Genomic DNA, 22880 nt, shown 5'->3' on the forward strand with positions numbered 1-22880 from the left:
TTTCCGCCTGATGGAGCTTTGCGTTGGCCGTTACGCCGAATACCGATGCCGCATTCCTGCGCGAAGTCGATGAGGAGCTGCGTCGCGATCAGCTTGCGGGCGCGTGGCAGCGCTATGGACGCATCGCGATCGTCGCGCTCGTTGCCGGGCTGATCGCGTTCGGCGGCTTCCTGCTGTGGCGCGGCCATCAGCAATCGGTGGCGGGCGAGAAGGCGGAGACCTTGCAGAAGGTGTACGACGGCATCGCCGCCAAGACGCCCGGCGCGGACAAGCCGCTTGCTGATCTCGCCACCGCAGGCGAACCCGGCTACCGCGCGCTCGCCAAGTTCACCCAGGCCGATCTGCTGCTCGAGAAGAACGATCTTCCCGCCGCCGCCAAGATGTTCGCCGCGATCGCCGCCGATAGCGGTGTGGCGCAGCCGTTCCGCGATCTCGCGCTGATCCGCCAGACCAGCGCGGAGTTCGACAGCCTCAAGCCCGATGTCGTCGTCAGCCGGCTGCGCGATCTCGCCCGGCCGACGAGCCCGTGGTTCGGCAGCGCGGGCGAACTGGTGGCGATGGCCTATTTGCAGATGAATAAGCCGGATCTGGCGGGGCCGTTGTTCGCCCAGATCGCGCGCAATAACGACGTACCCGGCACGATCCGCCAGCGTGCCGTACAGATGAGCGGCATGCTCGGTGTGGATGCCGTCGACCAGGTTGAGGACAAGAAGGCCAAATGAACAGACGGACTGCAATGGTCGCCGCGGCGGCTTCCGCGTCGCTCGCGCTGAGCGGCTGCGCCGCCTTCAAGAGCGGCGGGCGGCACAAGACGCCGACGCTTGGCGAGCGCATCCCGATCCTCGCCTCCGAGAGCGCGGCCGATGCCGACAAGACCATCGCCGACGTGCAGGTCTCGCTGCCCGAGGCGACCGCCAACGACGCCTGGGCGCAGCCCGGCGGAAGCGCTGCCAAGTCGCTCGGCCAGCTCGCGCTCGGCACGTCGCTGTCGCGCGCGTGGACCGCGCAGATCGACGGCGGCTCCAACCGGCAGCGGCTCGGCTCCGCGCCGATCGTCGCCGACGGCAAGCTGTTCGCGGTCGATGTCGATGCGACCATCCACGCCTTCGACGCCAAGACCGGCGCCAAGCTGTGGACGGCGGATATCGCCAAGGATTCGAAGAAGAGCAATCGCGGCGCACGCTTCGGCGGCGGCGCGAGCTTTGACGATGGCAAGGTCTTCGCGACTGACGGGCTCGGTGATGTCGTCGCGTTCGATGCTAAGGACGGCAAGGAACTGTGGCGCGTCAAGCCGGGCGGTCCCTTGCGCAACGCGCCGACCGTTGCGCTCGGCCAATTGTATGTGCTGAGCCAAGACAATCAGCTCTATGCGCTGTCGCAAGCGGATGGCTCGATCGTGTGGTCGGGATCGGGCTCGCTCGAAACGCAGGGCGTGTTCGGGGTGGCGGCGCCTGCGGTGGCGCAGGGCACCGTGATCGCTGGCTTCTCCTCGGGCGAACTGACCGCCTACCGCTACGAGAACGGCCGCACGCTGTGGCAGGACGCGCTGTCGCGTTCGAGCGTGTCGACCTCTGTGTCGTCGCTTGCCGATATCGATGCCGACCCGGTGATCGACCGTGGCACGGTGTTTGCGGTCGGGCAGGGCGGTCGCACCGTCGCGCTCGAGATCGTCTCGGGCCAGCGCCAGTGGGAGCAGAACTTCGCGGGCATCTCGACGCCGTGGGTGGCGGGCGAGTGGCTGTTCCTCGTCACCGACGATGCGCGCCTGGTCTGCCTTGCGCGCGCGACCGGCAAGGTGCGGTGGATCGCTCAGCTCCAGCATTATAAGAGCGACAAGATCGTCGCCGACGATGCGGACAAGGGCGGCAAGAAGAAAAAGAAGAAGAAGGAAAAGCACAAGAACCCGATCACCTGGTTCGGCCCGGTGCTGGCGGGCGGTCGTCTCGTTCTGACCAACTCGCTCGGCCAGATCGTCTCGGCCGCGCCGGAGACCGGCAAGGTGATCTCCTCGATCAACGCCAAGCAGAGCTTCACGCTGCCGCCGATCGTGGCCAATTCGACGCTGTATGTGCTCGACCAGAAGGGGCATGTGATCGCGTATAAGTGACGGCTTGCGCGCGTGTGGACGGGCGCAAAGCTTTCCCCGTTCGACACGAACGGACTGGGTGTAAGCCTAAGGGGTGACGAAGCGTCGCGCTTCCCGTAAGGGAGCACGATGCCTAATCTTCCCGTGGTCGCGATTATCGGCCGGCCCAATGTCGGTAAGTCGACTCTGTTCAACCGCCTCGTCGGCAAGAAGCTCGCGCTGGTCGACGATCGTCCCGGCGTCACGCGTGATCGCCGCGAGGGCGACGCCACGCTGATCGGTCTCGATTTCCGCGTGATCGACACCGCCGGCTACGAGGATCAGGACGCCGCATCGCTGCCCGGTCGCATGCGTCAGCAGACCGAGGCGGCGGTCGCGCAGGCCGATGTCGCTTTGTTCCTGGTCGATGCGCGCGCCGGCGTGGTGCCGCTGGATGAGGAGATCGCGCGGTGGCTGCGCGGATCGACCACGCCGATCGTGCTCGTCGCCAACAAGGCCGAAGGGCGCGCAGCCGAGGCGGGCATCATCGAGGCGCTCGCGCTCGGCTTTGGCGATCCGGTCGAGCTTTCCGCCGAACATGGCGAGGGCATGGGCGAGTTGTTCGAGGCGCTGCTCCCGCACATCGAACGCGACGAGGACGCACCCGCCGACCAAGACAATGAGGATGGCGAATTCGACAATGACGCGCCGCTCAAGCTGGCGATCATCGGCCGTCCCAACGCGGGCAAATCTACGCTCATCAACACGATGCTTGGCGAGGATCGGCTCATCACCGGGCCGGAAGCGGGTATCACCCGCGATTCTATCGCGATCGACTGGTCGTGGCAGGGACGCCCGGTCCGCCTGATCGACACCGCCGGCATGCGCAAGAAGGCGCTGGTGCAGGACAAGCTCGAGAAACTGTCGGTCGCCGACGCGCTCCACGCGATCGACTTCGCCGAAGTGGTGGTGCTGCTGCTCGATGCGACGCGCGGGCTTGAGGCGCAGGATCTGCGCATCGCCGATACCGCGCTTCAGGAGGGCCGCGCGCTCGTCGTCGCGATCAACAAATGGGACGTGGCGGAGAATGCCAGCAGCCTGTTCAACGGCATCCGCGGCGCGCTCGAAGAGGGGCTCAGCCAGGTCAAGGGCCTGCCGGTGCTCACCGTCTCGGCGGCGACCGGCAAGGGCATCGACACGCTGATCCAGGTCGCGTTCGAGACGCGCGAGGCATGGTCGCGCCGGGTCGGCACGGGCGAGCTCAACCGCTGGTTCGAAAAGGCGGTCGACGCCAACCCGCCGCCCGCACCCGGCGGCAAGCGCATCAAGCTCCGGTATCTTACCCAGGCGAAGACGCGCCCGCCCGGCTTCGTGCTGTTCGGCACGCGCGTCGATCAATTGCCGATGAGCTATCAACGCTATCTAATCAATGGGATACGGCGCGATCTTGGCTTTGGCGCGGTGCCGGTCCGGCTGACGCTGCGCGCGCCGAAGAACCCGTTCGACCGGTAGCTGCGCGATGGTTGACGCGGCGCTAAGCATGTCGCGTCAACGTCTCGTTTACTGGGGGCGCGTAGAAGATCGTCTATAACTATCTCGGTCGCTCATGATCGCGATGGAGGAGATATACGGTGGCGCTCGACGATCGGGACCTTGTCGACTGGACGGCATTCGCACGTTCGCGCAGCGAATTGGGCGCGGGGTTCGTCCGAATTCTTGGCTATTTCCGCGAGGATGGCGTGAAATCGGTCGCTGCGATTGAAACGGCGATGCGCGCGCAGAATGCGGCGCAGATGGTCATTCCGGCGCACACGCTGAAGGGCGAATCGCGCCAGTTCGGAGCCGAGCCGCTCGGGCTGCTGGCGGAGCGGATCGAGACGATCGCGCGCGATTGCGTCGAAAGCCGCGACACGCCTGAAGAAGCGATGACGTTGGTGGTGGGCCTGCGCCCGCTGTTCGAACGCACGCTGGCGATGCTGGAGCGCGAGGCCAATCCGCTGGTCGAGCGGCGTGGCGGGTTCGGGCGGCGGGTCGCGTAACGCGTCGCCCCGGCGCAGGCCGGGGCGCTGCGTGAGGCGCGGGCCACTCGCCAAATTAGATAGCGGCCCCGGCCTGCGCCGGGGCGACGCGTGTTCTAGCTCCGCAGTCGTTCGATCGCCTGCGCAAGCGCCACGTACAATTTGCCCATGTCCGACGACAGCAACGTCACGCCGAGCGGCGAACCGTCACGCTGCGCCAGGATCGCGCGCAACATCGCCTCGAAATCGTGGATGTAGCGGTTGACGTGTTCGCGGAAGCGGTCGTCGTCGTCGTAGAGATGCGCGATCTCGCGCGCTTCGCCCGCATCGAGCAACCGCACCGCGCGGCGAGTGAACACGCCGCGATCACCACGCAGATAGGCGGCCCAGGCGCTGTCGGCGACCTCGGTCGAGAAGGTCTTGGCGATGTCGATCGACGCCGAGTTCAGTGCTTCGATCAGCAGCGAGACGCGGCGCGCGAAACTGTCCTCCTCCGCCTTGCCGCGCTCGACGCGCGCCTGCTCGATGCGGTTCTCGACGATCGCGCTGGCCTGGCTGATCGTCGCGATCTGACCGGTGAGCCGCTCCGCAACGCGGTCCGCCACGTCCGCCGCCGCTTCGGCCGCTTCGCCGATCGCGGTGAGGTGCAGTTCCAGCGTCGCCGATGCGGCGCGCTGCATCGCATCGGACGCGGCGGTTTCGAGGGCCGCCGCTGCCTCTGGGATGACGTCGGCGAGCGTCTCGCGCGCGCTGGCGGCGGCCGCATTGGCGGTATCGCGCACGCGCAGTAGCGCTTCGACCAATCGCGGGGCGGCGGTTTCGGAGAAGCGGTGCGCCTGCGCGACCGTATCATCGACCGACGACCCCAGCGCCGCCGCCTTTTCGGTGCTGGCGGCGAGCGTGTCCTGCAAGGTGCCCGCGAGCTTCTCGACCTGGTCGCGCTGGTTCGACACGACCGCTGCGATCGCTTCGATCGCGTCGTGCGTGCTTTCGGCGGCGGTGACGAGCGCGAGCAACTCAGGCTTGGCATCGCCGACGATCGCGCGGCTCGATACGATGCGCGCATCGAGGCGGGAGAGGGCGGCGGGAATGGTCTCGTCGATCTCGCGCGTCGCCGAATCGAGCGCGGTCAGCAGCCGCTCGGTAGTCGCGATCGTGGTCGATGCGATCTGGTCGCCAGTGCGGATCGTGTCCGTCATCCCCTCCGCCGAAACGCGCAGCGCCTCCATGGATACCGCGAGTTCCTGCGCACGCGCGGCGTGGCGGGTGTGGAACGAATCGAACTCGCCCGACAGGTGGTCGACACCCGCGCCGAGCATCTCGACCACCTCGCTGGTCGCCTCGCCCTGCGTCGCGAGCCGCGCGGAGATGCGGTCGATCAAAGTTTCGATCGTCGCGATCCGTTCGGCAAGCGTCTCGGCACTGTCGCGCGCGGCGTGATCGAGCGCGGCCTGATTGGTGCCGAGCATCGCCAGCATCGCCTCGCCCTGCGCGGTGATGCCCTTGCGCGCTTCGTCCACCGCGCTGGCCGTGCGGTCGAGCAGCGCATCGACCGACACCGACATGTCCGCGCTCACCTGTTCGAGCCGCGCCGCCGCCGATTCGCTGGTGGCCTTCATCCGCATCAGATTGGCGGCGAGCTTCTGCGCGGCACCCCCGGCGATATGATCGGCCTCACGCCCCCGTTCCGCGAGCGCGGACAGTTGCACGTCGAGCGCGGTCGCGCCTTCACTGGCGGCGATGGCGGCATTCTGGAGCTGTTCGGTGAGGTTGGCGGTATCCTCGCCCGCGCGTGGCAGCATCGCCACCAGCGTTTCGAGTTCGACGCGGGTGCTGCCCGACAGAGCGGCGAGGGCGCGGGCATTCTCCTCCGCGCGCTGGATCTCCGCGCCGATGCCGCTGCCGATGCTGCCGAGTCGCGCGGTGGCAGTTTCGCCGAGCGCGGTCATCGCCAGCGCCTGATCGGAAAGCTGCTGGCGATTGTCCTCGATCTTGCGCGACAGCACCGCGATCGTGCGTTCGAGATAGGCGGCTTCCGCACGCATCGCCCGCGCGGTGCCCGCGAAACGCGACGCTTCGGCGCGGCTGGTGCGCAGGCCCAGCAGCAACAGCACGCCGATCAGCGCGGGCGGCACACACAACGCGCCGACGAACAGGGTGATCGCCATCGGCGGCGCGGTGGCGAGCGTCGGCCACGAAACCGCGAGCATTCCGCCGATCCAGCCGAGCGACACCAAGCCGCCCAGCGTCGGCGCGATCCACGCGTAGCTGCGGCGCGGCGCTTCGTCCGATTCGTCGAAGCTCAGCAAGTCGTCGGTGAATTCGGGCACCGGCTCCGTGGCCGATTCGGCGTTATAGTCGGTCGTGTCCGCGCGTTCGCTGCTGGACGGATCTTCCGCACCCGGGCGGAGATCGATGATGCGAGAACCCCCGTTCATGGCGTTTGTTTACCACGATTTGCGGCGGCGGGAAGCGAATTGCGAAACCTTGCCTTAACGCGGCCGGGCGTATCGGCACGATATGGCTTATGATCCCGGTGCAATCGATGCAACGCTCGCAGCGGCAGTCGGCGACGAACCCGCGCTGATCGCCGAACTGCGGGGTGCATTCCTCGACAGCGCGAACCGCGCGCTCGACCTGCTCGACGCCGCGCGACGGCCCGAAGAATGGCGCCTCGCCGCCAGTCGGCTGAAGGGACTCGCCGCCAGCTTCGGCGCGATTCGGCTGATGGCGATGGCGGGGGAGGCGGCGGAAGCGCAGCCGCTGGATCCGGCGATGGTGCGCCGCCTGCGCCGCGCGGTGGAGCGGCTCTAACCGAACGCTTGCAAGCGCTTTGCTTTGCGAAGCGCAACGCTTAAAGGCTCCCGATGCTAGCGGGCCTGATTTTTGCTACCGAAGATGCCGATGATCGCGCGGGGACGCTGGCGGAGACGCTGCCGTTCGGCGGGCTCACGCTGATCGAGTTCCAGGCGCGGCTGCTCATCGCGGCCGGCGCGACGCAGATCGTGCTGGCGGTGGCGCGGATGACGCCGGGGCTGCTCGGCGCGATCAGCCGGATCGGGCGGCGCGGCGTGTCGGTCGATGCGGTGCGCACCGCGGTCGAGGCAGTCGAGCAACTTCATCCGCTCGCGCGCGTGCTGGTGGTCGCGGACGGACTGGTCACGACCGGGGACACGATGGCGCTGGTCTCGGCCGAACGCAGCGATGCGCTGCTGGTGACAGGCGAAGACGCGCAGTTCGAGCGGATCGGCGTGGCGACCAACTGGGCCGGGCTCGCGCTGATCGACGTCGCGCGGATCAAGGACGTGGCGGCGATGCCGCGCGATTACGATTTCCAGTCGACGCTGTTGCGCATCGTCGCACAGGCCGGCGCCAAGCAGATCCGGCTGCCCAAGGCGGCGGAGGCGACTCACGGTATCGAGCGCGAATCGCAGGCGCTGGCGCGTTGGGGCAATGCCATCGTCGTCACGCTGATGGCGCAGCCCGAGCGCTGGGCGGACCGTTACGCGACGGCTGTTCCCGCGCGGTTGGCGCTGCCGCCGCTGCTCGCGCGCGGCGCGCCGAGTTGGGCGTTCAGCCTTGGAGCGGGACTCGCCGGGCTGATCGGGCTCGGTTTGGTGGTGCATGGCTGGACGATCGTCGGGCTCGTCGTCACCGTGGTGGCGATGCTGCTTGCCACCACTGGACATACGCTCGCGTGGTTGCGCGACGAGGCGCTGCCCGCGCGCATCCTCGCGCACGGATCGCCCGTGCTGGGGGCGGCGAGCGTGCTGGCGGTCGGGGATGCGAGCGGCGCCGCGCTTGGCTGGGCGCTGGCGACAGTGGCGGTCGTGCTGGGCGTACTGGTCGACCGCGTCGCGCTGGCGGCGTGGCCGCGCCGCTGGTGGTCGAGCCTGACCGCCGCGCCGATCGTGATGCTGCCGTTCGCGATCGTCGGATTGCCGCTCGCCGGGCTTGGTTTTGTGGGCCTGTATGCGGCCGGAACGCTTGCCGCCGCGATTGAGACGCTGATCGAAAAGCCTTAGGCGGCTTTTAACGATACCGCTCTAAACGTGCTGGCATGTCGATCAGCGATCGCGATCCGGATTTTGGCGGCCCAGCGACCGCCCATGCGTTGCTCGCCCGCGCGGCGGCGGCGGATCTGCGTGCGGATCGGCGGCTCGCCACCGCGATCGACGACTTCTTCCTCCCCGGCGATGGCCGACTCGACGATCGCGTCCGCGCCGGGCTCGCCCGCACGATCGAGGCGTTGGTCGGCGCGATCGAGGCGGCGATTCGCGCGCATGCCGCACGGCTGCTCGCTTCGCGCGGGCTGGCGACGATGGCGGCCGCGGTCGGCGGGGGCGGGAGCATCGCGCTCGATCGGTTGCTCGCGGCCGGGCTTATGCGCGATCCGGCGGTGATGCACGAGTTGATCGGCCGGGTGCGGCAAGGACTGATCGCCGATGCGCTGCCGATCGAACGCAGCGGCGGTTTGGATCAGCCGAGCCTGCTCGCCCGGTTGTCGCGCCACCCCGATCATGTCGTGGCGACCGGAGCGGTCGCGTTGCTCGCTACCGAAAACCGCCGCAAGGCGCCGCTGGTGGCCGGCGCCACCACGCGCACCGATCTACCCGCCGCGATCCAGCAGCGGCTGGTGTGGTGGGTCGCAGCCACCCTGCGCGAAGCCGCCGCGCCCGAAGGCGCCGCCACCAGCGAACCGCTCGACCGGGCGCTTGCCGAATCGGCGCAACGCAGCATCGCCGCGCATGACGAGGGCGACCGGCTGGAGGCCGCCGCCACCCGGCTCGCGGTGGCGCTCGATCCGCGTGCGGAGGAACTCGCCGCCCTCCTCGCCGAGGCGCTGGCGGACCAGCGGCTGTCGCTGTTCATCGCGCTGCTCGGCCATGCGCTCGGGCTGCATTATGGCGACATGCGCGACATCGTGCTCGATCCCGATGCCGAGCGGCTGTGGCTGGTGCTGCGCGCGCTCGAACTCGACCGTGCCGCCGTCGCGCGGGTCGGGCTGGCGCTGTGCGAGGCCGATCCGCGTCGCGACGTCGAACAGTTTGCCGACTCGCTGGACGCGATCGTTGCGATCCCGCCGGAACAGGCGCGCGGAGCGATCGCGCCCTTGCTGCTCCATCCCGAGTATCGCGCCGCCGTACTCGCCATCGCGCGGGGGGTGAAGGCATGAACGCGCAGGAACCCGTGTTGCCGCTGGTGCGCGGTCTGGTCGATCAGGGCGGACGGCTGGTCGAGGCCGATCAGCGGCTGCACGATCTCAACGCGCGTGCGGGCGGTGCGCTGGGTGAGCCCGTCGCGGTGCCGCAGCTCGCCCGGCTGGCGCGGCTGGCGCAGCGGCTCGGCATCCTCGTCTCGCGCGGGATCGTCGCGGCGGACGGGGCTGGCGATCTCGACCTGTGGGTGCGCGCCGAGCCGGTCGCGGCGGGCGTGTCGCTCACCATCACCGGCTGGGCGGACCGCGCGGCGTGGACCGCGCCCGATACGATCGGCGCGAGCGATCACGCGATACTTACCGGCGATGCCGACTGGCATTGGGAAACCGATTCGGCGTTGCGGCTGACGTTCCTCACTCCTGATATCGGCGTGCGTCACGGCTTCGATGCGGACGTGCTGCTCGGCGCGCCGCTCACCGGGCTGTTCGCGCTCGGCGAGGACAAGCATGGCGGCTTCCCGATCCTCGGCGGCCTCGCTTTGCGCGAGCGGTTCGAGGATCAACCCGCGACCTTGCGCGCCACCGGCGAGGCTGTGCGGCTCGCCGCACGTCCGCGCAGCGACGCACGCGGCGATTTCGCGGGCTTCATCGGCGCGGTGACGGTCGAACGGGCGGAGCCTGCGCCCGCGCCGGGCAACCACACGATCGACGATGCAAGCGGCGCGTTCGCTGTGCGGCTCGATTCGGCGCTGCGCTCGCCGCTGGGGCGGATCATCGCCAATGCCGACAGCATCAACGCGCAGTCCGAAGGTCCGCTGCGGCAGGATTACGCCGATTACGCCGCCGATATCGCCAGTGCCGCGCGGCACCTGATGGGGCTGGTCGACGATCTGGTCGATTTGCAGGCGATCGAACGCGTGGATTTCAAGGTCGCGGTCGAGGCGATCGACCTCGCCGATCTCGCCCGCCGCGCCGCCGGGCTGCTCGCGGTGCGCGCGTCGGACATGAAGGTGCGGATCGACAAACCCACGCTCGGCGAGACCTTGCCCGCGCTTGGCGAGTTCCGGCGCGTGTTGCAGATCCTCGTCAACCTGATCGGCAATGCGGTGCGCTATTCGCCCGAGGGGGGCGTGATCTGGGTCCGCGCCGAGCGCGAGGGCGATCTCGCCGCGATCATCGTCGCCGATCAGGGCAAGGGCATCGCGCTGGAAGATCAGGCGCGCATTTTCGAGAAGTTCGAACGGGTCGATCCGCGCGAACCCGGCGGCAGCGGCCTCGGCCTCTATATCGCGCGGCGGCTGGCGCGGGCGATGGGGGGCGACATAGCGGTCGACAGCGCGCCGGGCCAGGGCGCGCGCTTCGTGCTGACGCTGCCGGTGCAGACCCCCGCCGCGGTTTGACTCGCGGTCGAAAGCGGTTGCTAGGCCATCCCGTTCGTGCCGAGCGAAGTCGAGGCACCCGCGCTATGCCCAGTTTCTCGACTTGGCTCGGGACGAACGGCGCCGGGTGGCGTTGCGGCGGTGTGGCGAACCGCTGTAGCCGGCGCGCATGAAGATCTTCTTTGATGGCGGCTGCCGGCCCAATCCCGGCGCGATGGAGATCGCCGTTGTCGCGCGCGGCGTCGTCTCGATCGAGCGTGAACTTGGCACCGGATCGAGCCACGACGCCGAATGGCTGGCGCTGCTGCGCGCGGTGGCGGAGGCACGCGCGCTCGGGCTGAACGAGGCGGTGCTGCTCGGCGATTCGCTGGCGATCGTCGGCCAAGCGAACGCCGCGCTGGCGGGGCGGGCCGCACCCGGGCACGCCACCGCCCTCGTTGCGGCTGCCGCCGGGCTGCGGCTGCGCGTGCGGCATGTGAAGCGCACCCAGAACCTCGCCGGCATCGCGCTCTCGCGGTTGGCGCGATGACGCTGCCGATCCTCTACAGCTTCCGCCGCTGCCCCTATGCGATGCGCGCGCGGATGGGGCTGATCGTCTCGGGAACGGCGTGCGAACTGCGCGAGGTCGTGCTGCGCGACAAGCCGCGCGAACTGATCGCGGCGTCGGCCAAGGCGACCGTGCCGGTGCTGGTGCTGGCGGACGGGCGCGTGATCGACCAGAGCCTCGATATCCTGCGCTGGGCGCTCGCCCGCCATGATCCCGAGGATTGGTTGGGCGGGGACGACGCCGCGCTGATCGCCGCCAACGATGGCGCGTTCAAACACCATCTCGACCGCTACAAATATCCCGACCGGCACGATGGCGATCCTCAGGCGCATCGCGCCGCCGGGCTCGCCTGGCTCGAGACGCTGGAGGCGCGGCTGGCCATGCACGCCAACCTGTGCCGCGACACGCGCGCGCTCGCCGATGTGGCGGTCTTTCCGTTCGTGCGGCAGTTCGCAGGCGTGGAGCCGACGTGGTTCGATGCGCAACCGCTCGAACGGACGCGGGCATGGCTCGACCGCCAGTGCGCCGCGCCGCTGTTCGCGCAGGCGATGGTGAGACGTGCGCCATGGCGCGCCGGAGACGCGCCGATCCGCCTATAAAGAAGCGAATCGTCGCGAAAATGCTTCTGTTCGCCTCTTGCCGAATCGCTGCCAATGAATAATTAGCAAGCTAATGATGTCTGAGCGAACAACATTCGAGGCGCAGATTGCCGGCCGCCTGCTTCCGCTCGCGCGAGTGTGGCGCAAGCTGGCGGACGAGGCGCTTGACGGGCAAGGCCTGTCGGCCGCAACCGCATGGGTGCTGACGCACCTTGGGCGGCTTGGCGACGATGCCCGGCTCACTGATCTTGCCGAGGCGACCGAGATCGCCGCGCCCTCGCTGGTGCGGTTGCTCGACCAACTGATCGAGCAGGGGCTCGTCACGCGTACGCCCGACGAGCACGACCGCCGTACCAAGCGGCTCGCGCTTACCGAGCGCGCCGCGCCGATCGTCGCGGAAAGCGAACGCTCCCTCGCCGCACTTCGCCACCGCATCCTCGCCGGGTTCGATACGGAAACGCTTGCCGCCACCGCCGCCGTGCTGGAGAAGTTCAGTGCGGCAGCCGCCGCCGAAAGCGACCGATGAACGACCGCTACGGCTTCGATATCGCGCTGTTCTCCGCGAAGTGTTTCGTCGCGGCGATGCTGGCCTATTATCTCGCGCTGAAGATCGGGCTGACGCGGCCGTATTGGGCGGTCAGCACCTCGTACATCGTCGCGCAGCCGCTCGCCGGCGCGGTCATCTCCAAGGCGGTGTTCCGGCTGCTCGGCACCGCGCTCGGCGCGACCGCGGCGGTGGTGCTGGTGCCCAACCTCGTCAACGCGCCCGAACTGCTGTCGCTCGCGCTCGCTTTGTGGCTTGGCTTGTGCCTGTTCATCTCGCTTCAGGATCGCACGCCGCGCAGCTACGTCTTCCTGCTCGCGGGCTATACCGCTTCGATCATCGGCTTCCCGAGCGTCGCCGCGCCCGGGCAGATCTTCCAGACTTCGATCCTGCGCGTCGAGGAAATCTCGCTCGGCATCCTGTGCGGCAGCCTGGTCCATGCGCTCGTCTTCCCGCGTTCGGTGACGGGGCTGTTGTTCACGCGGATCGATGCGATCATCGGCGATGTCGAGCGCTGGTCGCGCGACGCGCTGACCGGTGCGCCGGACGAGGTGGTGCGGCGCGAGCGGCGTCGGCTCGCGCTCGATGTCAACGAACTCCACCAGCTTTCCACGCATCTGCCCTTCGATACCGCGCGCTTCCTGCCCCGCGTGCGCACCGTACGCGCGCTTCAGGACCAGCTCTCGCTGTTGCTGCCGCTCGCCAGCGCGGTGGAGGACCGTATCGCCGAACTCCAGGCCAACGGCGGCGTGCCCGAACGGCTGGCGATCCTAATCCAGCGAACCTGCGCGTGGCTGGCGATGCCAGCGGTCTCCTATGTCGAGCGTGGCGTGCTGGTCGAGGCGCTGATCGCAGATGTGCGCGCGGAGGAGCCTTCGGTCGAAGCGCCGCTCGCGTGGCGTGACGCGCTGATCCTCAGCCTCGCCTCGCGGCTGGCCGACCTCATCCAGTCGCACCGCGCGGTGCGCGACCTGCGCGACCAGATCCGCTCGCCGAGCCGTGCCGCCGTGACGCCGGTGGTGGCAGAGGCGCTGCGCACCGCGTCGAGCCGCACCTTCCACCGCGACCGTCTCGTCGCGCTGCGTGCCGCCTGGGGCACGGTCGCGACGATGGTAATCGGCTGTTTGTTCTGGATCGAGAGCGGCTGGCCCGAGGGTGCCGGCGCCGTGCTGATCGCGGGGGTGTGCTGCGCGCTGTTCGGCAACAGCGACGATCCCGCACCCGCGATCCGCACCTTCCTGTGGGGATCGATCGTCGGCGTGTGCATCGCTGCTCTCTATGTGTTCGCGATCCTGCCGCGCGTGACCGATTATGTGACGGTCGCGGCCGTGCTTGCGCCGATGTTCCTGCTGCTGGGCGCGTTGCTGGCCATCCCCAAGTACAATCTCATCACGCTCGGCGCCTTGCTCGGGCTTGCCAATCTGATCGGGCTCAACGCCGCTTATGAGGGTGATTTCGCGACCTTTGCGAACGGGGCGCTCGCGCAGTTGGTCGGCACCGCCTTCGCGGTGGTGACGGTCGGGTTGTTCCAGACCGTCGGTGCCGAACAGAGCAGCGCACGGCTGATCCGCGCGGGCTGGCGCGACCTCGCTCGCCGCAGCGTCCTGCCCGGCGAGCCGGACGAGATCGGCTGGGTGAGCAAGATGCTCGACCGGATCGGCCTGCTCGCGCCGCGTCTCGTCGCGCGTGGGCAGGACCCCGGCCGTCCGCTGTTCGACGTGCTGGTCGATCTGCGCGTCGGCATCTCGGTCGCGGGGCTGCGGCGGGTCAGGCTGGCGGCGGACGATTTCGGCCGCAGCATCGTCGGCCCGGTACTCGCGCGGGTGAGCGAACATTACCGCGCGCGATCGCTCGACAAGCCGACCGTCGACGACCCCGAACTCCTCGCCGCGATCGACACGGCGATGACCGCCTTCGCCGCCGACCCAGTGCCCGACGAGCGCCGCAACGCGTTGCTCGCGCTCACCAGCCTGCGCCGCAACCTGTTCCCCGCCGCGCCCGGCTATAGGACGGAGGTGGCGGCATGACGGGGGAGGTGAGCCTGTTCGGCGTGTTCGTGCCCGGTCTGCTGCTGCTGGCCATCGCGGCGGCGGTGCTGACCGCGCTCGCATCCCGGCTGGTCGCGCTGGTCGGCCTGTATCGCATCTTCGCCTATCGGCCGCTGGTCGACGTGGCGATCTACATCCTCATCCTTGGCGGGCTTGTGCTCGCCTTCGCGCCCCCTGGAGTTGCGCTGTGAATCGTTGGAGTCGTTATCTCGCCCCTGCCGGCCGCCTGACCGCGACGCTGCTGCTGGTCCTCGTCGCGCTGCTCGTCGCGGTCTGGCTGTGGCACCGCTACGAGGTCGATCCCTGGACGCGCGACGGCCGCGTGCGCGCCGACGTGGTGCGCGTGACGCCCGACGTGGGCGGTCTCATCACCAGCGTGGCGGTGCGCGACAACCAGATCGTCCATGCCGGCGACCTGCTGTTCGTGGTCGATCGCCCGCGCTACGCGCTCGCGCTCGAACAGGCGCAGGCCTCGATCGCGAGCGCACGCGCCACGCTCGCGCAGAACCGGCGCGAGGCCGCGCGCGACGTGGCACTCGGCGATCTCGTCGCCGCCGAATCGCACGAACAGAACGTCGCCAAGGTCTCCACCGCCGCCGCCGCGCTTGCCGAGGCGGAGGCGCAGGCCGACACCGCGCGGCTCAACCTCGCGCGTACGCAGGTCCGCGCGAGCGTGAACGGCACGATTACCAACCTCGATCTTCACCCGGGCGATTACGTCGCGGCGGGGCAGCAGGCGCTGGCGCTGGTCGATGCCGACTCGCTGCGCGTGGAGGCGTATTTCGAGGAAACCAAGCTCGGCGGCGTACATCCCGGCGCGGCCGCCAAGGTGCGGCTGATGGGCGATCCGCGCGTGTTCGACGGCCATGTCGAGAGCATCGCCGCCGGCATCAGCGACAGCGAGCGCACCGACACCAGCAACCTCCTGCCGAGCGTCAACGCCACCTTCTCCTGGGTGCGGCTCGCCCAACGCATCCCGGTGCGCGTCAGGATCGACCGCGTGCCCGCCGATCTGCGGCTGATCTCCGGCCGCACCGCCACGGTGACGATCGCGCCGCCGCCGCCCGCGGTCGCGCACCCGCGCGCCACACCGACGCCGGTGGCCGCGCGATGAGCAAGCGCTTCGTTCCGGCGGCGATGCTCGCGGCGGCGCTGTCCGCCTGCACCGCCGGCCCCGATTACCACCTGCCCGAGGGTGCCGCCGCCAAGGCACCCGCCGCCAACGGCGCGTTCCTCGGCGCGCGCGACAAGGCGTTCACCGCCGCGCCGCTGCCCGATCATTGGTGGCGGCTCTATGACGATGCGCTGCTCGACAGCCTCGTCACGGAGGGGCTGGCCGCGAACACCGATCTGCGCGCGGCCGACGCCAACCTCCGCGCCGCGACCGCCGTCGTGCGCGAGGCGGAGGCGGGGCGTACCGTGCAGACCACGCTCTCCGGCGGCGCAACGCTCGCGCGGCCATATGGGACGGGCGAAGGGCTGCCGGGGCAGGTCGGCTACGATCTCGGCGGTAGCCTGTCCTATCCGCTCGATCTCGCCGGCCGCATCCGCCGCACGATCGAGGCCGCGCGCGACGATGCGGAAGCGACCGAGGCCGCGCGCGACGAGGTGCGCGTGACGGTCGCGGCGGCGGTGACGCGCGCCTATGCCGCCACCTGCACCGTCAACGTGCGGATCGCCGCCGCCAACCGCGTGATCGGCGTGCAGCAGCAGACCTTCGGCGCGACGCAGCGACTGTTTCGGGGCGGGCGCTACACCGCTTTCGACGTGACGCGCGCGCAGGCGGCGGTCGAGCAGAGCCGCGCCCTTCTGCCCGCGCTGGTCGCGGCGCGGCAGGCTTCTTTGTTCGAACTCGCCGCGTTGCTCGGGCGCGCACCCGCCGACTACCCGCGCGCGGTGGAGGCGTGTCAGAAGCTGCCGCTGGTGCGCAGCGTCGTGCCCGTGGGAGATGGTGCGGCGTTGATCCGCCGTCGCCCCGATATCCGTCAGGCCGAACGCAACCTTGCCGCGGCGACCGCGCAGATCGGCGTCGCCACCGCCAACCTGTATCCGCAGGTCAGCCTCGGTGGATCGGCCGGGTTCACCGGGCCGCTGTCGCCGCTACATGTGGGCGATGCGTTCAACCTGTCGCTCGGGCCGCTGATCAGCTGGACGTTCCCCAACCGCATCCTCGTGCGCGCGCAGATCGCCGCCGCCGGCGCCACCGCCGACGCCGCGCTCGCGCAGTTCGACGGCACCGTGCTGCAAAGCCTGCGCCAGACCGAGACGGCGCTCTCCGCCTATGCGCGCACCCGCGACCAGGTGACCGACCTGACCCGCGCCCGCGACAGCGCGGCGAAAGCGGTCGCGCAGGCCGACAAGCTCACCCGCTTCGGCCGCGGCACCTTCCTCGACACGCTGAGCGCACAGGCGACGCTGGCGGGCGCGGAGGCTTCGCTGGCGAGTGCGCAGGCGGCCCTGGTCGATGCGCAGGTCAATGTGTTCCTGGCACTCGGCGGCGGCTGGACGCCCGATACGGCGGAGCCGGTGCCGACGGGGGAGTGATGGGTGGCGCCCCCTGACCTATGACGCTCGCGAACTGCGCATTTAGCGTTCGCGCTGAGCTTTCGGCTATCTCCCGCGCCACCTGATGGCAAAGGAACCGCGCAGCTGAGCGCGACGTTAGCCGCCATGATGTGCCGCCCGAGTGGATATCTACATTGTAAAGATCAGCTTAAGATTATTCCCGTTTCGGAGGAAATCGTACTGACGTTGGACGTGATGCTGGTGATGTAAATGCTCGCATTTGGTGCGATTGTAACTCTAAGTAGCTTGGCTGTTGGCGAAGTTGCCTCACCGGAAGATCCTGATAAGATGATATCTGCGTGACATAGCCTGTCGGAGCTCGGACATTTGAAAAACTACGTTCTGTGTTCAGTGCAGCGTTCGGGTAAAACGTGGATCGCCGATACTTTGCGGCGATTAGGAATCGGGCACGGTTTGGAACTGCTCACGGAGTTTGAAAGAGGCAGTGCGCCGGAACAAGAGCGGTTAAGGGCCGCGCGGGCGGCGGGAATGACAGAGTTTTTGAACTGCTTTTCGGAAAGCACGCATCGCGATGGCTTTTCAAGCGTCGGGATATCGATCCAGTGGAGCAATCTGCACGATGTTCTTCCGGAAACGGTGCAAGCAATACTCGATATTAAGTCCGCCTTGGCGCCGTCGATCCTGTATTTTCTGAGACGACGCGACATCTTGGGTCAAGCCATTTCCCACTTCATGATGATGGAGAGCGGTTATGCGCACTCCACTGAGCCAGATGATCTACGTGAACGTCGTAATCATGTGTTTTATGATCGCGGGAAGCTTAAGGACTCGATGAACCACACCTTAGGCTGCTACGCAGGCTGGGAACATCTGTTCCAAAAGGCTGAATTGCAGCCAGTCTTACTTTATTATGAGGACTTCGTAGATAATCCGGTGGTAGCATTCGGTGATTTAGCCGAGCAGATCGCCGGAGTCCGCTTCTCACCGGAACGTATTGTGGAAGCCGCGTCGGGTCTTCGGAAAATATCCGACGCCACGAATGGAAATTTTCGAAGGATCTACCTTGAGGACAGTTGAGGCGCGGGGCCTCTTTGTTTCTATGCCTCGCGCCCGGTCCCCTTGCCGCCATCGCCAACGGCCTTGTCGATGCGTCAGACCGGAAGTCATCTGCTAATTGAGTAGTGCGGTGCGGGCGCAAGCGTGTTGAGAGGCCGGTTTGGCGTTGTAAATCCCGAAAGGCCTTGAACCGCTTTCTGTCATCCGACGCCGTGGCAGCCGTAACGGCTGAACGCACCCGCACAAGAAAAGGGCGACACCCTCGCGGATGCCGCCCCTTCATTTCCGCAGGCCGGGATGGGCAAAGCGCATCCCGTCGGACGCGGGCTGAAGCCCGCGCCGGCCGGCCTTGCGGGAGGGGCGATTTGGCAGAGCCAAACCGCATCCCCCGCTGCGGCTTACTTGATCTCGACGGTCGCGCCGGCGGCTTCGAGCTGCGCCTTGATCTTGGCGGCCTCGTCCTTCGACACGCCTTCCTTGATCGCCTTCGGAGCCGACTCGACCAGCGTCTTGGCTTCGGTCAGGCCGAGCGAGGTGATCGCGCGGACTTCCTTGATGACGTTGATCTTCTTGCCGCCGTCGCCGGTCAGGATGACGTCGAATTCGGTCTGCTCTTCAGCAGCCGGAGCCGCGCCACCGCCGGCGCCGCCAGCGGCCGGAGCTGCCGCAACCGCCGCAGCGGCCGAAACGCCCCACTTCTCTTCGAGCATCTTCGAGAGCTCAGCGGCCTCGAGGACGGTCAGTTCGCTCAGGCTCTCAACGAGCGCGTTCAGGTCTGCCATGTGTAGTCTCCATCTTGGGGCATCGCCCCGGTCTGTTCAGTGTGAAAATCTCGAAGCGGAAACCTGAAATCAGGCGTCCGCGCCTTCCTTGTCCTTGTCGGCATAAGCCGCGAGAACGCGGGCGAGCTGCGCCGCCGGAGCCTGCGTGATCGTGGCGAGCTTGGTTGCCGGGGCAACGAGCAGGCCGATGATCTTGGCACGCAGTTCATCCAGCGACGGCATGGTCGCCAGCGCCTTCACGCCTTCTACGTCGAGGACGGTCGCGCCCATCGATCCGCCCACGATTTCGAACTTGTCGTTCGTCTTCGCGAAGTCGACCGCAACCTTGGCGGCTGCGACGGGATCGATGGAGGTGGCGAGACCGACCGGACCGGTGAGCATGTCGCCCAGACCGGTATAGTCGGTGCCGTCCAGCGCGATCTTGGCAAGCTTGTTCTTCGAGACCTTGTAGGTCGCGCCGGCATCCCGCATCGCGTTGCGCAGTTTGGTCGACTGCGCGACGGTCATGCCGAGGTTGCGGGTGACGATCACCGCGCCGACTTCGGCAAAAGTGCGGTTCAGCTCGGCGACGAGCTCGGTCTTTTGAGCACGATCCATGCCATTCTCCACGTTGGACCCGCCGCAAGCGACGGGCCGGTTGACCCGGGGATGCACGGCTTGCAGCCGCGCACATCCGGGGGCTGTCCAGCGATGGGGATGGGTGGACCGGCGACAGGAGCGACGGACCGAAGGGCGAAAGGGCGAGAGCCCCAAGCCGAAATTCCATTCCCCGTCTCGGCGGGAGATTAAGCACCGGCAGATCCGGCGCACCCACTGTCTCGGACGGACCCGGCGGACGCGAGCGCCTGCCGGGAGAGAGCGCGCCAATACAAGATCGCCCGCCAAAGTCAAACACATGTTGTGCGACCGCGGTGGCGCGGCTGTTGCCATGCCGGACCGCGCCTGACCGTGCCTGAATATCGGCGAAACGCGGCGGGAGCTAAGGATTTCTATGCAAGTGTCGCGTACAGACGAAGGCAAGGTCTTCCCCGACTCACCTGTCGGGCTTCTTTCGGTTTATCGATCGATTCGGATTGCCCCGCGCCAATGCGCCGGGCTGCGAGTGAGGAGAGGAGGGGCCGGGGGCAACCGGCCCCTTAACCTCACGCCTTCACCGTCACCCACACCGATACCGGCGCGACGAACTTGCCGGGTGCGGGCTTGCCGACCTCGACCCGGTCGGCGGTGACGAGTTCGCCGGTGGCGAGGTTGAACGACGCCCAGGGCTTGGGCATGCGCCCGAACGTCATTTTCTGGATGGGCTGGCCGGTGGCCGTGTTCATGATGGTTGCGATGACTGCCATCCGCCTGCCGATAGCCAGCTTGCCCGATGCCTGTCCAGCGCCTCACCGCGATGCAACCAAAACGTGCGCCTGCGAATTGACGTGGATGAAAGGGGCAGGGCCGCGATGACGACGATACCGGCGACGCGGTCGCTCCTGCGCCGCGCCGGCTGGGCCGCGGTGATCCTCGCCGGGGTTGCGGCCGTGCTGGTTCTCGCGCTTGGCGTGCTGCCGTTCGGGCTGTTGCGGCCGGCGATCGAGCAGCGGATCGCCGCACGCTTCGGCTCGGATGCGCGGATCGGTGCGATCAGCCGCAAACAAATCTTCTCCTTCGCCCCCGATGTCGCGATCGCCGATCTGCGCATCGCGCAACCGGCATGGGCGGGGAGGGGCGACTTCGTGCGCGCGCGAACGGTGACGTTGCGGCTGCCGGTGTTGGGGCTGCTGTTCGGCCACGCCCAGCCTGATGCGCTGACGATCGACGGGCTTGACGTGGCGCTGGTGCGCGATGCGGGCGGCCGCGCCAACTGGAACGGCAAACCGCGCAGCCCGGACGCGCCGCCGCTGACGCGCGGGCCGGGCCTGGCCAGCCTCATCATCCATGACGGCCATCTCAGCCTGCGCGATGCAAAACGCGGGCTGGTCGTCGCGGGGCCGCTCACGGTCGCGGGTGAGGGCGGCTTGCGGCTGGCGAGTGCCGGCACCTTCCTCGGTACGCCAGCGCGGCTTGACGTGCGCGGCGGGCGGATCGACGGGGTCGATCCGGCGGCGGCCTGGCCGGTCGAACTGCACCTGATCTCGCCCGCGCTGCGGCTGGAGGCGAAGGGCACCACCGACGGCGTGCTCAACACGCATCGCTTTACCGCGACCGTCACCGCACAGGCGCCCACGCTCAAGAACCTCGATCGTGCGATCGAGGCGGGGCTGTTCGGCACGCAGCCGATCGCATTGATCGGACAGGTGCGCCATGATGGCCGTGACTGGTATCTCGATCGGATCGGCGGCGGCGTCGGGCAGTCGCGCTTCATCGGCAAGGCGACGATCCTCAAGCGCGCCGGCCGCACCGCGATCGATGCGAGCCTGCGCGCGAGCCGGTTCGACTTCGACGATCTTTCCGACGCGGCTGGCCACGCACGCGCGGTCGCGAACAAGGCGGTGATCGGCCCGCGCGTGCTGCCGCCAACCCCGATCAATCTTTCCCACCTCGGCCGGACGGATGGCACGCTTGCCTTTCGCATCGATCATCTTGTGTCGGACGGCGGCACGGTGTTTCGCGCGTTGAGCGGACAACTGCATCTCGACCATCGGCTCCTCACCGCCGACCATATCGTCGCGACGCTTGCCAGCGGCCAGATGACCGGGGTGGCGCGTGTCGATCATCGCAGCGGCCGGCCGAAGCTGTCGACCGACCTCCGACTGGAAGGCGTGACACTCGGCGGGATGATCGGCGCGCCTGACGAGATCGACGGGATCGTGCGCGGGCGGATTACGCTCAGCGGCGCGGGCGATACGATCCGCGAGGCGCTGTCGCATGCGGACGGCACGGCGGCGATCGTGTCGAACCATGGTGCGATCAAGGCGACAGTCGCCGACGTGCTCGGGCAGGATCTCGGCGGCACGATCAAGCAAGCGATCCTGCACCCATCCGAGCGGACGCCGCTGCGCTGCCTGATCGCGGACTTCCAGGCGAAGGGCGGCGTGCTGACGCCAGCGCCGCTCGCGATCGACACGGGCATGTCGATCGGGCGCGGGGCGGGGCGGATCGACCTGGCTGACGAGTCGATCGCGCTGACGCTGGCGGGGCGTACGCGCGGCGATCCGGCGTTGCGCATCGTCGACCCGATCCGCATCGGCGGCACGCTGAGCAAACCCGCCATCGCGATCGCAGGCAGCGCGTCGCCATCGGGCAAGCCCGGCGTCGGCGGCATCTTCAAGGCGATCGGCCGCTCGATCAAGGATGCGCTGGGGCTGGGCGACGATGCGCCGCCGCAGCCTGCGTTCGTGCCGCTCGACTGTGCGCGCCTGGGCGCGGCGGCGCTGCGCTGACCGGGGGGCGAAGCCGCCGATGCAGGACGGAAAAGGGCCGGGAGATCACTCTCCCGGCCCTTCACCTGTTCGCTTGCAAAAGCGGGCGGCTTACGCCGCGCTGACTTCAGCCGTGTCGACCTTGATGCCTGCGCCCATCGTCGAGCTGACGGCGACCTTGCGGACATACTTGCCCTTGGCGCCTGCCGGCTTCGCCTTGACGACCGCATCGACCAGCGCGTCGAAGTTCGCGCGCAGGTCTTCCGCCGGGAACGACGCCTTGCCGATGCCTGAGTGGATGATGCCGGCCTTCTCGACGCGGTATTCGATCTGGCCGCCCTTGGCGTCCTTCACGGCCTGCGCGACGTTCATCGTCACGGTGCCGAGCTTCGGGTTCGGCATCAGGCCCTTCGGACCAAGGATCTTGCCGAGCCGGCCGACGACGCCCATCATGTCCGGGGTCGCGATGCAGCGATCGAAGTCGATCTTGCCGCCCTGCACGATTTCCATCAGGTCTTCCGCGCCGACGACGTCCGCGCCCGCTTCGCGCGCTTCGTCAGCCTTGGCGCCCTTGGCGAACACGCCGACGCGCACGGTCTTGCCGGTGCCCTTGGGCAGCGTGACGACACCGCGGACCATCTGGTCGGCGTGGCGGGGATCGACGCCGAGGTTCAATGCGACTTCGATCGTCTCGTCGAACTTCGAGGTGGCATTGGCGCGCGCGAGGGCAATCGCCTCGTTCACGCCGTACAGCTTCTCGCGGTCGATCGCGGTGGCGAGGGTCTTCGCCTTCTTGGTCAGCTTTGCCATG

General features: G+C 68.2%; 22 protein-coding genes. 17 read left to right on the forward strand and 5 right to left on the reverse strand.

Annotated elements, in window-relative coordinates; all coding sequences use genetic code 11:
• Positions 1 to 23: 23 nt before the first annotated feature.
• The 4 genes from AC3ANX_RS07560 (at position 24) to AC3ANX_RS07575 (ending at position 4104) form a co-directional block, all read left to right on the forward strand.
• Complete coding sequence (locus tag AC3ANX_RS07560) at positions 24 to 722, forward strand: tetratricopeptide repeat protein (protein WP_488336379.1); 699 nt, start codon at positions 24 to 26, stop codon at positions 720 to 722.
• Positions 719 to 2107 (forward strand): outer membrane protein assembly factor BamB family protein, encoded by a 1389-nt coding sequence (locus tag AC3ANX_RS07565; protein WP_488336380.1) that lies wholly within the window; start codon positions 719 to 721, stop codon positions 2105 to 2107. The genes AC3ANX_RS07560 and AC3ANX_RS07565 overlap by 4 nt, the downstream gene beginning before the upstream one ends.
• 108 nt (positions 2108 to 2215) lie before the next feature.
• Positions 2216 to 3577, forward strand: a complete 1362-nt coding sequence (der, locus tag AC3ANX_RS07570; protein WP_488336381.1) for a ribosome biogenesis GTPase Der — start codon at positions 2216 to 2218, stop codon at positions 3575 to 3577.
• Between the two features lie 119 nt (positions 3578 to 3696).
• Positions 3697 to 4104: an Hpt domain-containing protein gene (locus tag AC3ANX_RS07575; protein ID WP_488336382.1), complete on the forward strand. Its 408-nt coding sequence runs from the start codon at positions 3697 to 3699 to the stop codon at positions 4102 to 4104.
• Positions 4105 to 4199: 95 nt separating this feature from the next.
• Here AC3ANX_RS07575 and AC3ANX_RS07580 read toward each other — a convergent pair whose 3' ends face one another.
• Entirely contained in the window at positions 4200 to 6521 is a 2322-nt protein-coding gene (locus AC3ANX_RS07580; RefSeq protein ID WP_488336383.1) for a coiled-coil domain-containing protein, read from the reverse strand.
• A gap of 82 nt (positions 6522 to 6603) precedes the next feature.
• Here AC3ANX_RS07580 and AC3ANX_RS07585 point away from each other — a divergent pair, with 82 nt between their 5' ends.
• The 12 genes from AC3ANX_RS07585 (at position 6604) to AC3ANX_RS07640 (ending at position 17961) form a co-directional block, all read left to right on the forward strand.
• The gene (locus tag AC3ANX_RS07585; RefSeq protein ID WP_488336384.1) at positions 6604 to 6897 is read left to right on the forward strand and encodes an Hpt domain-containing protein; all 294 of its coding nucleotides are present in this window, start codon (positions 6604 to 6606) and stop codon (positions 6895 to 6897) included.
• A gap of 53 nt (positions 6898 to 6950) precedes the next feature.
• On the forward strand, positions 6951 to 8108 hold the full coding sequence (locus tag AC3ANX_RS07590; RefSeq protein WP_488336385.1) for a hypothetical protein: 1158 nt from the start codon (positions 6951 to 6953) through the stop codon (positions 8106 to 8108).
• 35 nt (positions 8109 to 8143) lie between these two features.
• The gene (locus AC3ANX_RS07595) at positions 8144 to 9259 is read left to right on the forward strand and encodes a DUF2336 domain-containing protein (RefSeq protein WP_488336386.1); all 1116 of its coding nucleotides are present in this window, start codon (positions 8144 to 8146) and stop codon (positions 9257 to 9259) included.
• Positions 9256 to 10641 (forward strand): sensor histidine kinase, encoded by a 1386-nt coding sequence (locus AC3ANX_RS07600; RefSeq protein ID WP_488336387.1) that lies wholly within the window; start codon positions 9256 to 9258, stop codon positions 10639 to 10641. Before AC3ANX_RS07595 ends, AC3ANX_RS07600 begins: the two co-directional genes overlap by 4 nt.
• Positions 10642 to 10789: 148 nt before the next feature.
• Positions 10790 to 11149, forward strand: a complete 360-nt coding sequence (locus tag AC3ANX_RS07605) for a ribonuclease HI (protein ID WP_488336388.1) — start codon at positions 10790 to 10792, stop codon at positions 11147 to 11149.
• Positions 11146 to 11766 carry a glutathione S-transferase gene (locus AC3ANX_RS07610; RefSeq protein WP_488336389.1) on the forward strand — a complete coding sequence of 207 codons (621 nt, stop codon included), beginning with the start codon at positions 11146 to 11148 and terminating at the stop codon, positions 11764 to 11766. The genes AC3ANX_RS07605 and AC3ANX_RS07610 overlap by 4 nt, the downstream gene beginning before the upstream one ends.
• 76 nt (positions 11767 to 11842) lie before the next feature.
• Positions 11843 to 12292, forward strand: coding sequence for a MarR family transcriptional regulator (locus tag AC3ANX_RS07615; RefSeq protein ID WP_488336390.1), 450 nt, complete (start codon positions 11843 to 11845; stop codon positions 12290 to 12292).
• On the forward strand, positions 12289 to 14337 hold the full coding sequence (locus AC3ANX_RS07620) for an FUSC family protein (RefSeq protein WP_488336391.1): 2049 nt from the start codon (positions 12289 to 12291) through the stop codon (positions 14335 to 14337). The genes AC3ANX_RS07615 and AC3ANX_RS07620 overlap by 4 nt, the downstream gene beginning before the upstream one ends.
• Positions 14334 to 14549: a DUF1656 domain-containing protein gene (locus AC3ANX_RS07625; RefSeq protein ID WP_488336392.1), complete on the forward strand. Its 216-nt coding sequence runs from the start codon at positions 14334 to 14336 to the stop codon at positions 14547 to 14549. The genes AC3ANX_RS07620 and AC3ANX_RS07625 overlap by 4 nt, the downstream gene beginning before the upstream one ends.
• Positions 14546 to 15472 (forward strand): efflux RND transporter periplasmic adaptor subunit, encoded by a 927-nt coding sequence (locus AC3ANX_RS07630; protein WP_488336393.1) that lies wholly within the window; start codon positions 14546 to 14548, stop codon positions 15470 to 15472. The genes AC3ANX_RS07625 and AC3ANX_RS07630 overlap by 4 nt, the downstream gene beginning before the upstream one ends.
• The gene (locus AC3ANX_RS07635) at positions 15469 to 16902 is read left to right on the forward strand and encodes an efflux transporter outer membrane subunit (RefSeq protein ID WP_488336394.1); all 1434 of its coding nucleotides are present in this window, start codon (positions 15469 to 15471) and stop codon (positions 16900 to 16902) included. Before AC3ANX_RS07630 ends, AC3ANX_RS07635 begins: the two co-directional genes overlap by 4 nt.
• A gap of 348 nt (positions 16903 to 17250) precedes the next feature.
• Entirely contained in the window at positions 17251 to 17961 is a 711-nt protein-coding gene (locus tag AC3ANX_RS07640; protein ID WP_488336395.1) for a Stf0 family sulfotransferase, read from the forward strand.
• A 377-nt stretch (positions 17962 to 18338) separates the two neighbouring features.
• On the opposite strand, the gene rplL is transcribed toward AC3ANX_RS07640, so the two are convergent.
• The 3 genes from rplL to AC3ANX_RS07655 all read right to left on the reverse strand — a co-directional run bounded on the left by rplL (position 18339) and on the right by AC3ANX_RS07655 (position 20065).
• Entirely contained in the window at positions 18339 to 18722 is a 384-nt protein-coding gene (gene rplL / locus AC3ANX_RS07645; protein WP_488336396.1) for a 50S ribosomal protein L7/L12, read from the reverse strand.
• A 69-nt stretch (positions 18723 to 18791) separates the two neighbouring features.
• Complete coding sequence (gene rplJ, locus AC3ANX_RS07650) at positions 18792 to 19319, reverse strand: 50S ribosomal protein L10 (protein ID WP_488336397.1); 528 nt, start codon at positions 19317 to 19319, stop codon at positions 18792 to 18794.
• A gap of 545 nt (positions 19320 to 19864) precedes the next feature.
• Entirely contained in the window at positions 19865 to 20065 is a 201-nt protein-coding gene (locus AC3ANX_RS07655) for a hypothetical protein (RefSeq protein WP_488336398.1), read from the reverse strand.
• Between the two features lie 105 nt (positions 20066 to 20170).
• On the opposite strand from AC3ANX_RS07655, the gene AC3ANX_RS07660 reads away from it, so the two are divergent.
• Complete coding sequence (locus AC3ANX_RS07660; protein ID WP_488336399.1) at positions 20171 to 22090, forward strand: AsmA family protein; 1920 nt, start codon at positions 20171 to 20173, stop codon at positions 22088 to 22090.
• A 90-nt stretch (positions 22091 to 22180) separates the two neighbouring features.
• On the opposite strand, the gene rplA is transcribed toward AC3ANX_RS07660, so the two are convergent.
• A complete protein-coding gene (rplA, locus tag AC3ANX_RS07665; RefSeq protein WP_488336400.1) occupies positions 22181 to 22879 on the reverse strand; it encodes a 50S ribosomal protein L1 in 699 nt (232 codons plus the stop codon).
• Between the last annotated feature and the right edge of the window lies 1 nt (position 22880).

Source organism: Sphingomonas sp. BRN-1R (assembly GCF_057748035.1).

Bases quoted from the DNA above. Each gene is read 5' to 3' on its own strand.
- AC3ANX_RS07565 (WP_488336380.1), top strand. From the start codon at position 719: ATGAACAGACGGACTGCAATGGTCGCCGCGGCGGCTTCCGCGTCGCTC.
- der (WP_488336381.1), top strand. From the start codon at position 2,216: ATGCCTAATCTTCCCGTGGTCGCGATTATCGGCCGGCCCAATGTCGGT.
- AC3ANX_RS07580 (WP_488336383.1), bottom strand. From the start codon at position 6,521: ATGAACGGGGGTTCTCGCATCATCGATCTCCGCCCGGGTGCGGAAGAT.
- AC3ANX_RS07585 (WP_488336384.1), top strand. From the start codon at position 6,604: ATGGCTTATGATCCCGGTGCAATCGATGCAACGCTCGCAGCGGCAGTC.
- AC3ANX_RS07590 (WP_488336385.1), top strand. From the start codon at position 6,951: ATGCTAGCGGGCCTGATTTTTGCTACCGAAGATGCCGATGATCGCGCG.
- AC3ANX_RS07595 (WP_488336386.1), top strand. From the start codon at position 8,144: ATGTCGATCAGCGATCGCGATCCGGATTTTGGCGGCCCAGCGACCGCC.
- AC3ANX_RS07600 (WP_488336387.1), top strand. From the start codon at position 9,256: ATGAACGCGCAGGAACCCGTGTTGCCGCTGGTGCGCGGTCTGGTCGAT.
- AC3ANX_RS07605 (WP_488336388.1), top strand. From the start codon at position 10,790: ATGAAGATCTTCTTTGATGGCGGCTGCCGGCCCAATCCCGGCGCGATG.
- AC3ANX_RS07610 (WP_488336389.1), top strand. From the start codon at position 11,146: ATGACGCTGCCGATCCTCTACAGCTTCCGCCGCTGCCCCTATGCGATG.
- AC3ANX_RS07615 (WP_488336390.1), top strand. From the start codon at position 11,843: ATGTCTGAGCGAACAACATTCGAGGCGCAGATTGCCGGCCGCCTGCTT.
- AC3ANX_RS07620 (WP_488336391.1), top strand. From the start codon at position 12,289: ATGAACGACCGCTACGGCTTCGATATCGCGCTGTTCTCCGCGAAGTGT.
- AC3ANX_RS07625 (WP_488336392.1), top strand. From the start codon at position 14,334: ATGACGGGGGAGGTGAGCCTGTTCGGCGTGTTCGTGCCCGGTCTGCTG.
- AC3ANX_RS07635 (WP_488336394.1), top strand. From the start codon at position 15,469: ATGAGCAAGCGCTTCGTTCCGGCGGCGATGCTCGCGGCGGCGCTGTCC.
- rplL (WP_488336396.1), bottom strand. From the start codon at position 18,722: ATGGCAGACCTGAACGCGCTCGTTGAGAGCCTGAGCGAACTGACCGTC.
- rplJ (WP_488336397.1), bottom strand. From the start codon at position 19,319: ATGGATCGTGCTCAAAAGACCGAGCTCGTCGCCGAGCTGAACCGCACT.
- AC3ANX_RS07655 (WP_488336398.1), bottom strand. From the start codon at position 20,065: ATGGCAGTCATCGCAACCATCATGAACACGGCCACCGGCCAGCCCATC.
- AC3ANX_RS07660 (WP_488336399.1), top strand. From the start codon at position 20,171: ATGACGACGATACCGGCGACGCGGTCGCTCCTGCGCCGCGCCGGCTGG.
- rplA (WP_488336400.1), bottom strand. From the start codon at position 22,879: ATGGCAAAGCTGACCAAGAAGGCGAAGACCCTCGCCACCGCGATCGAC.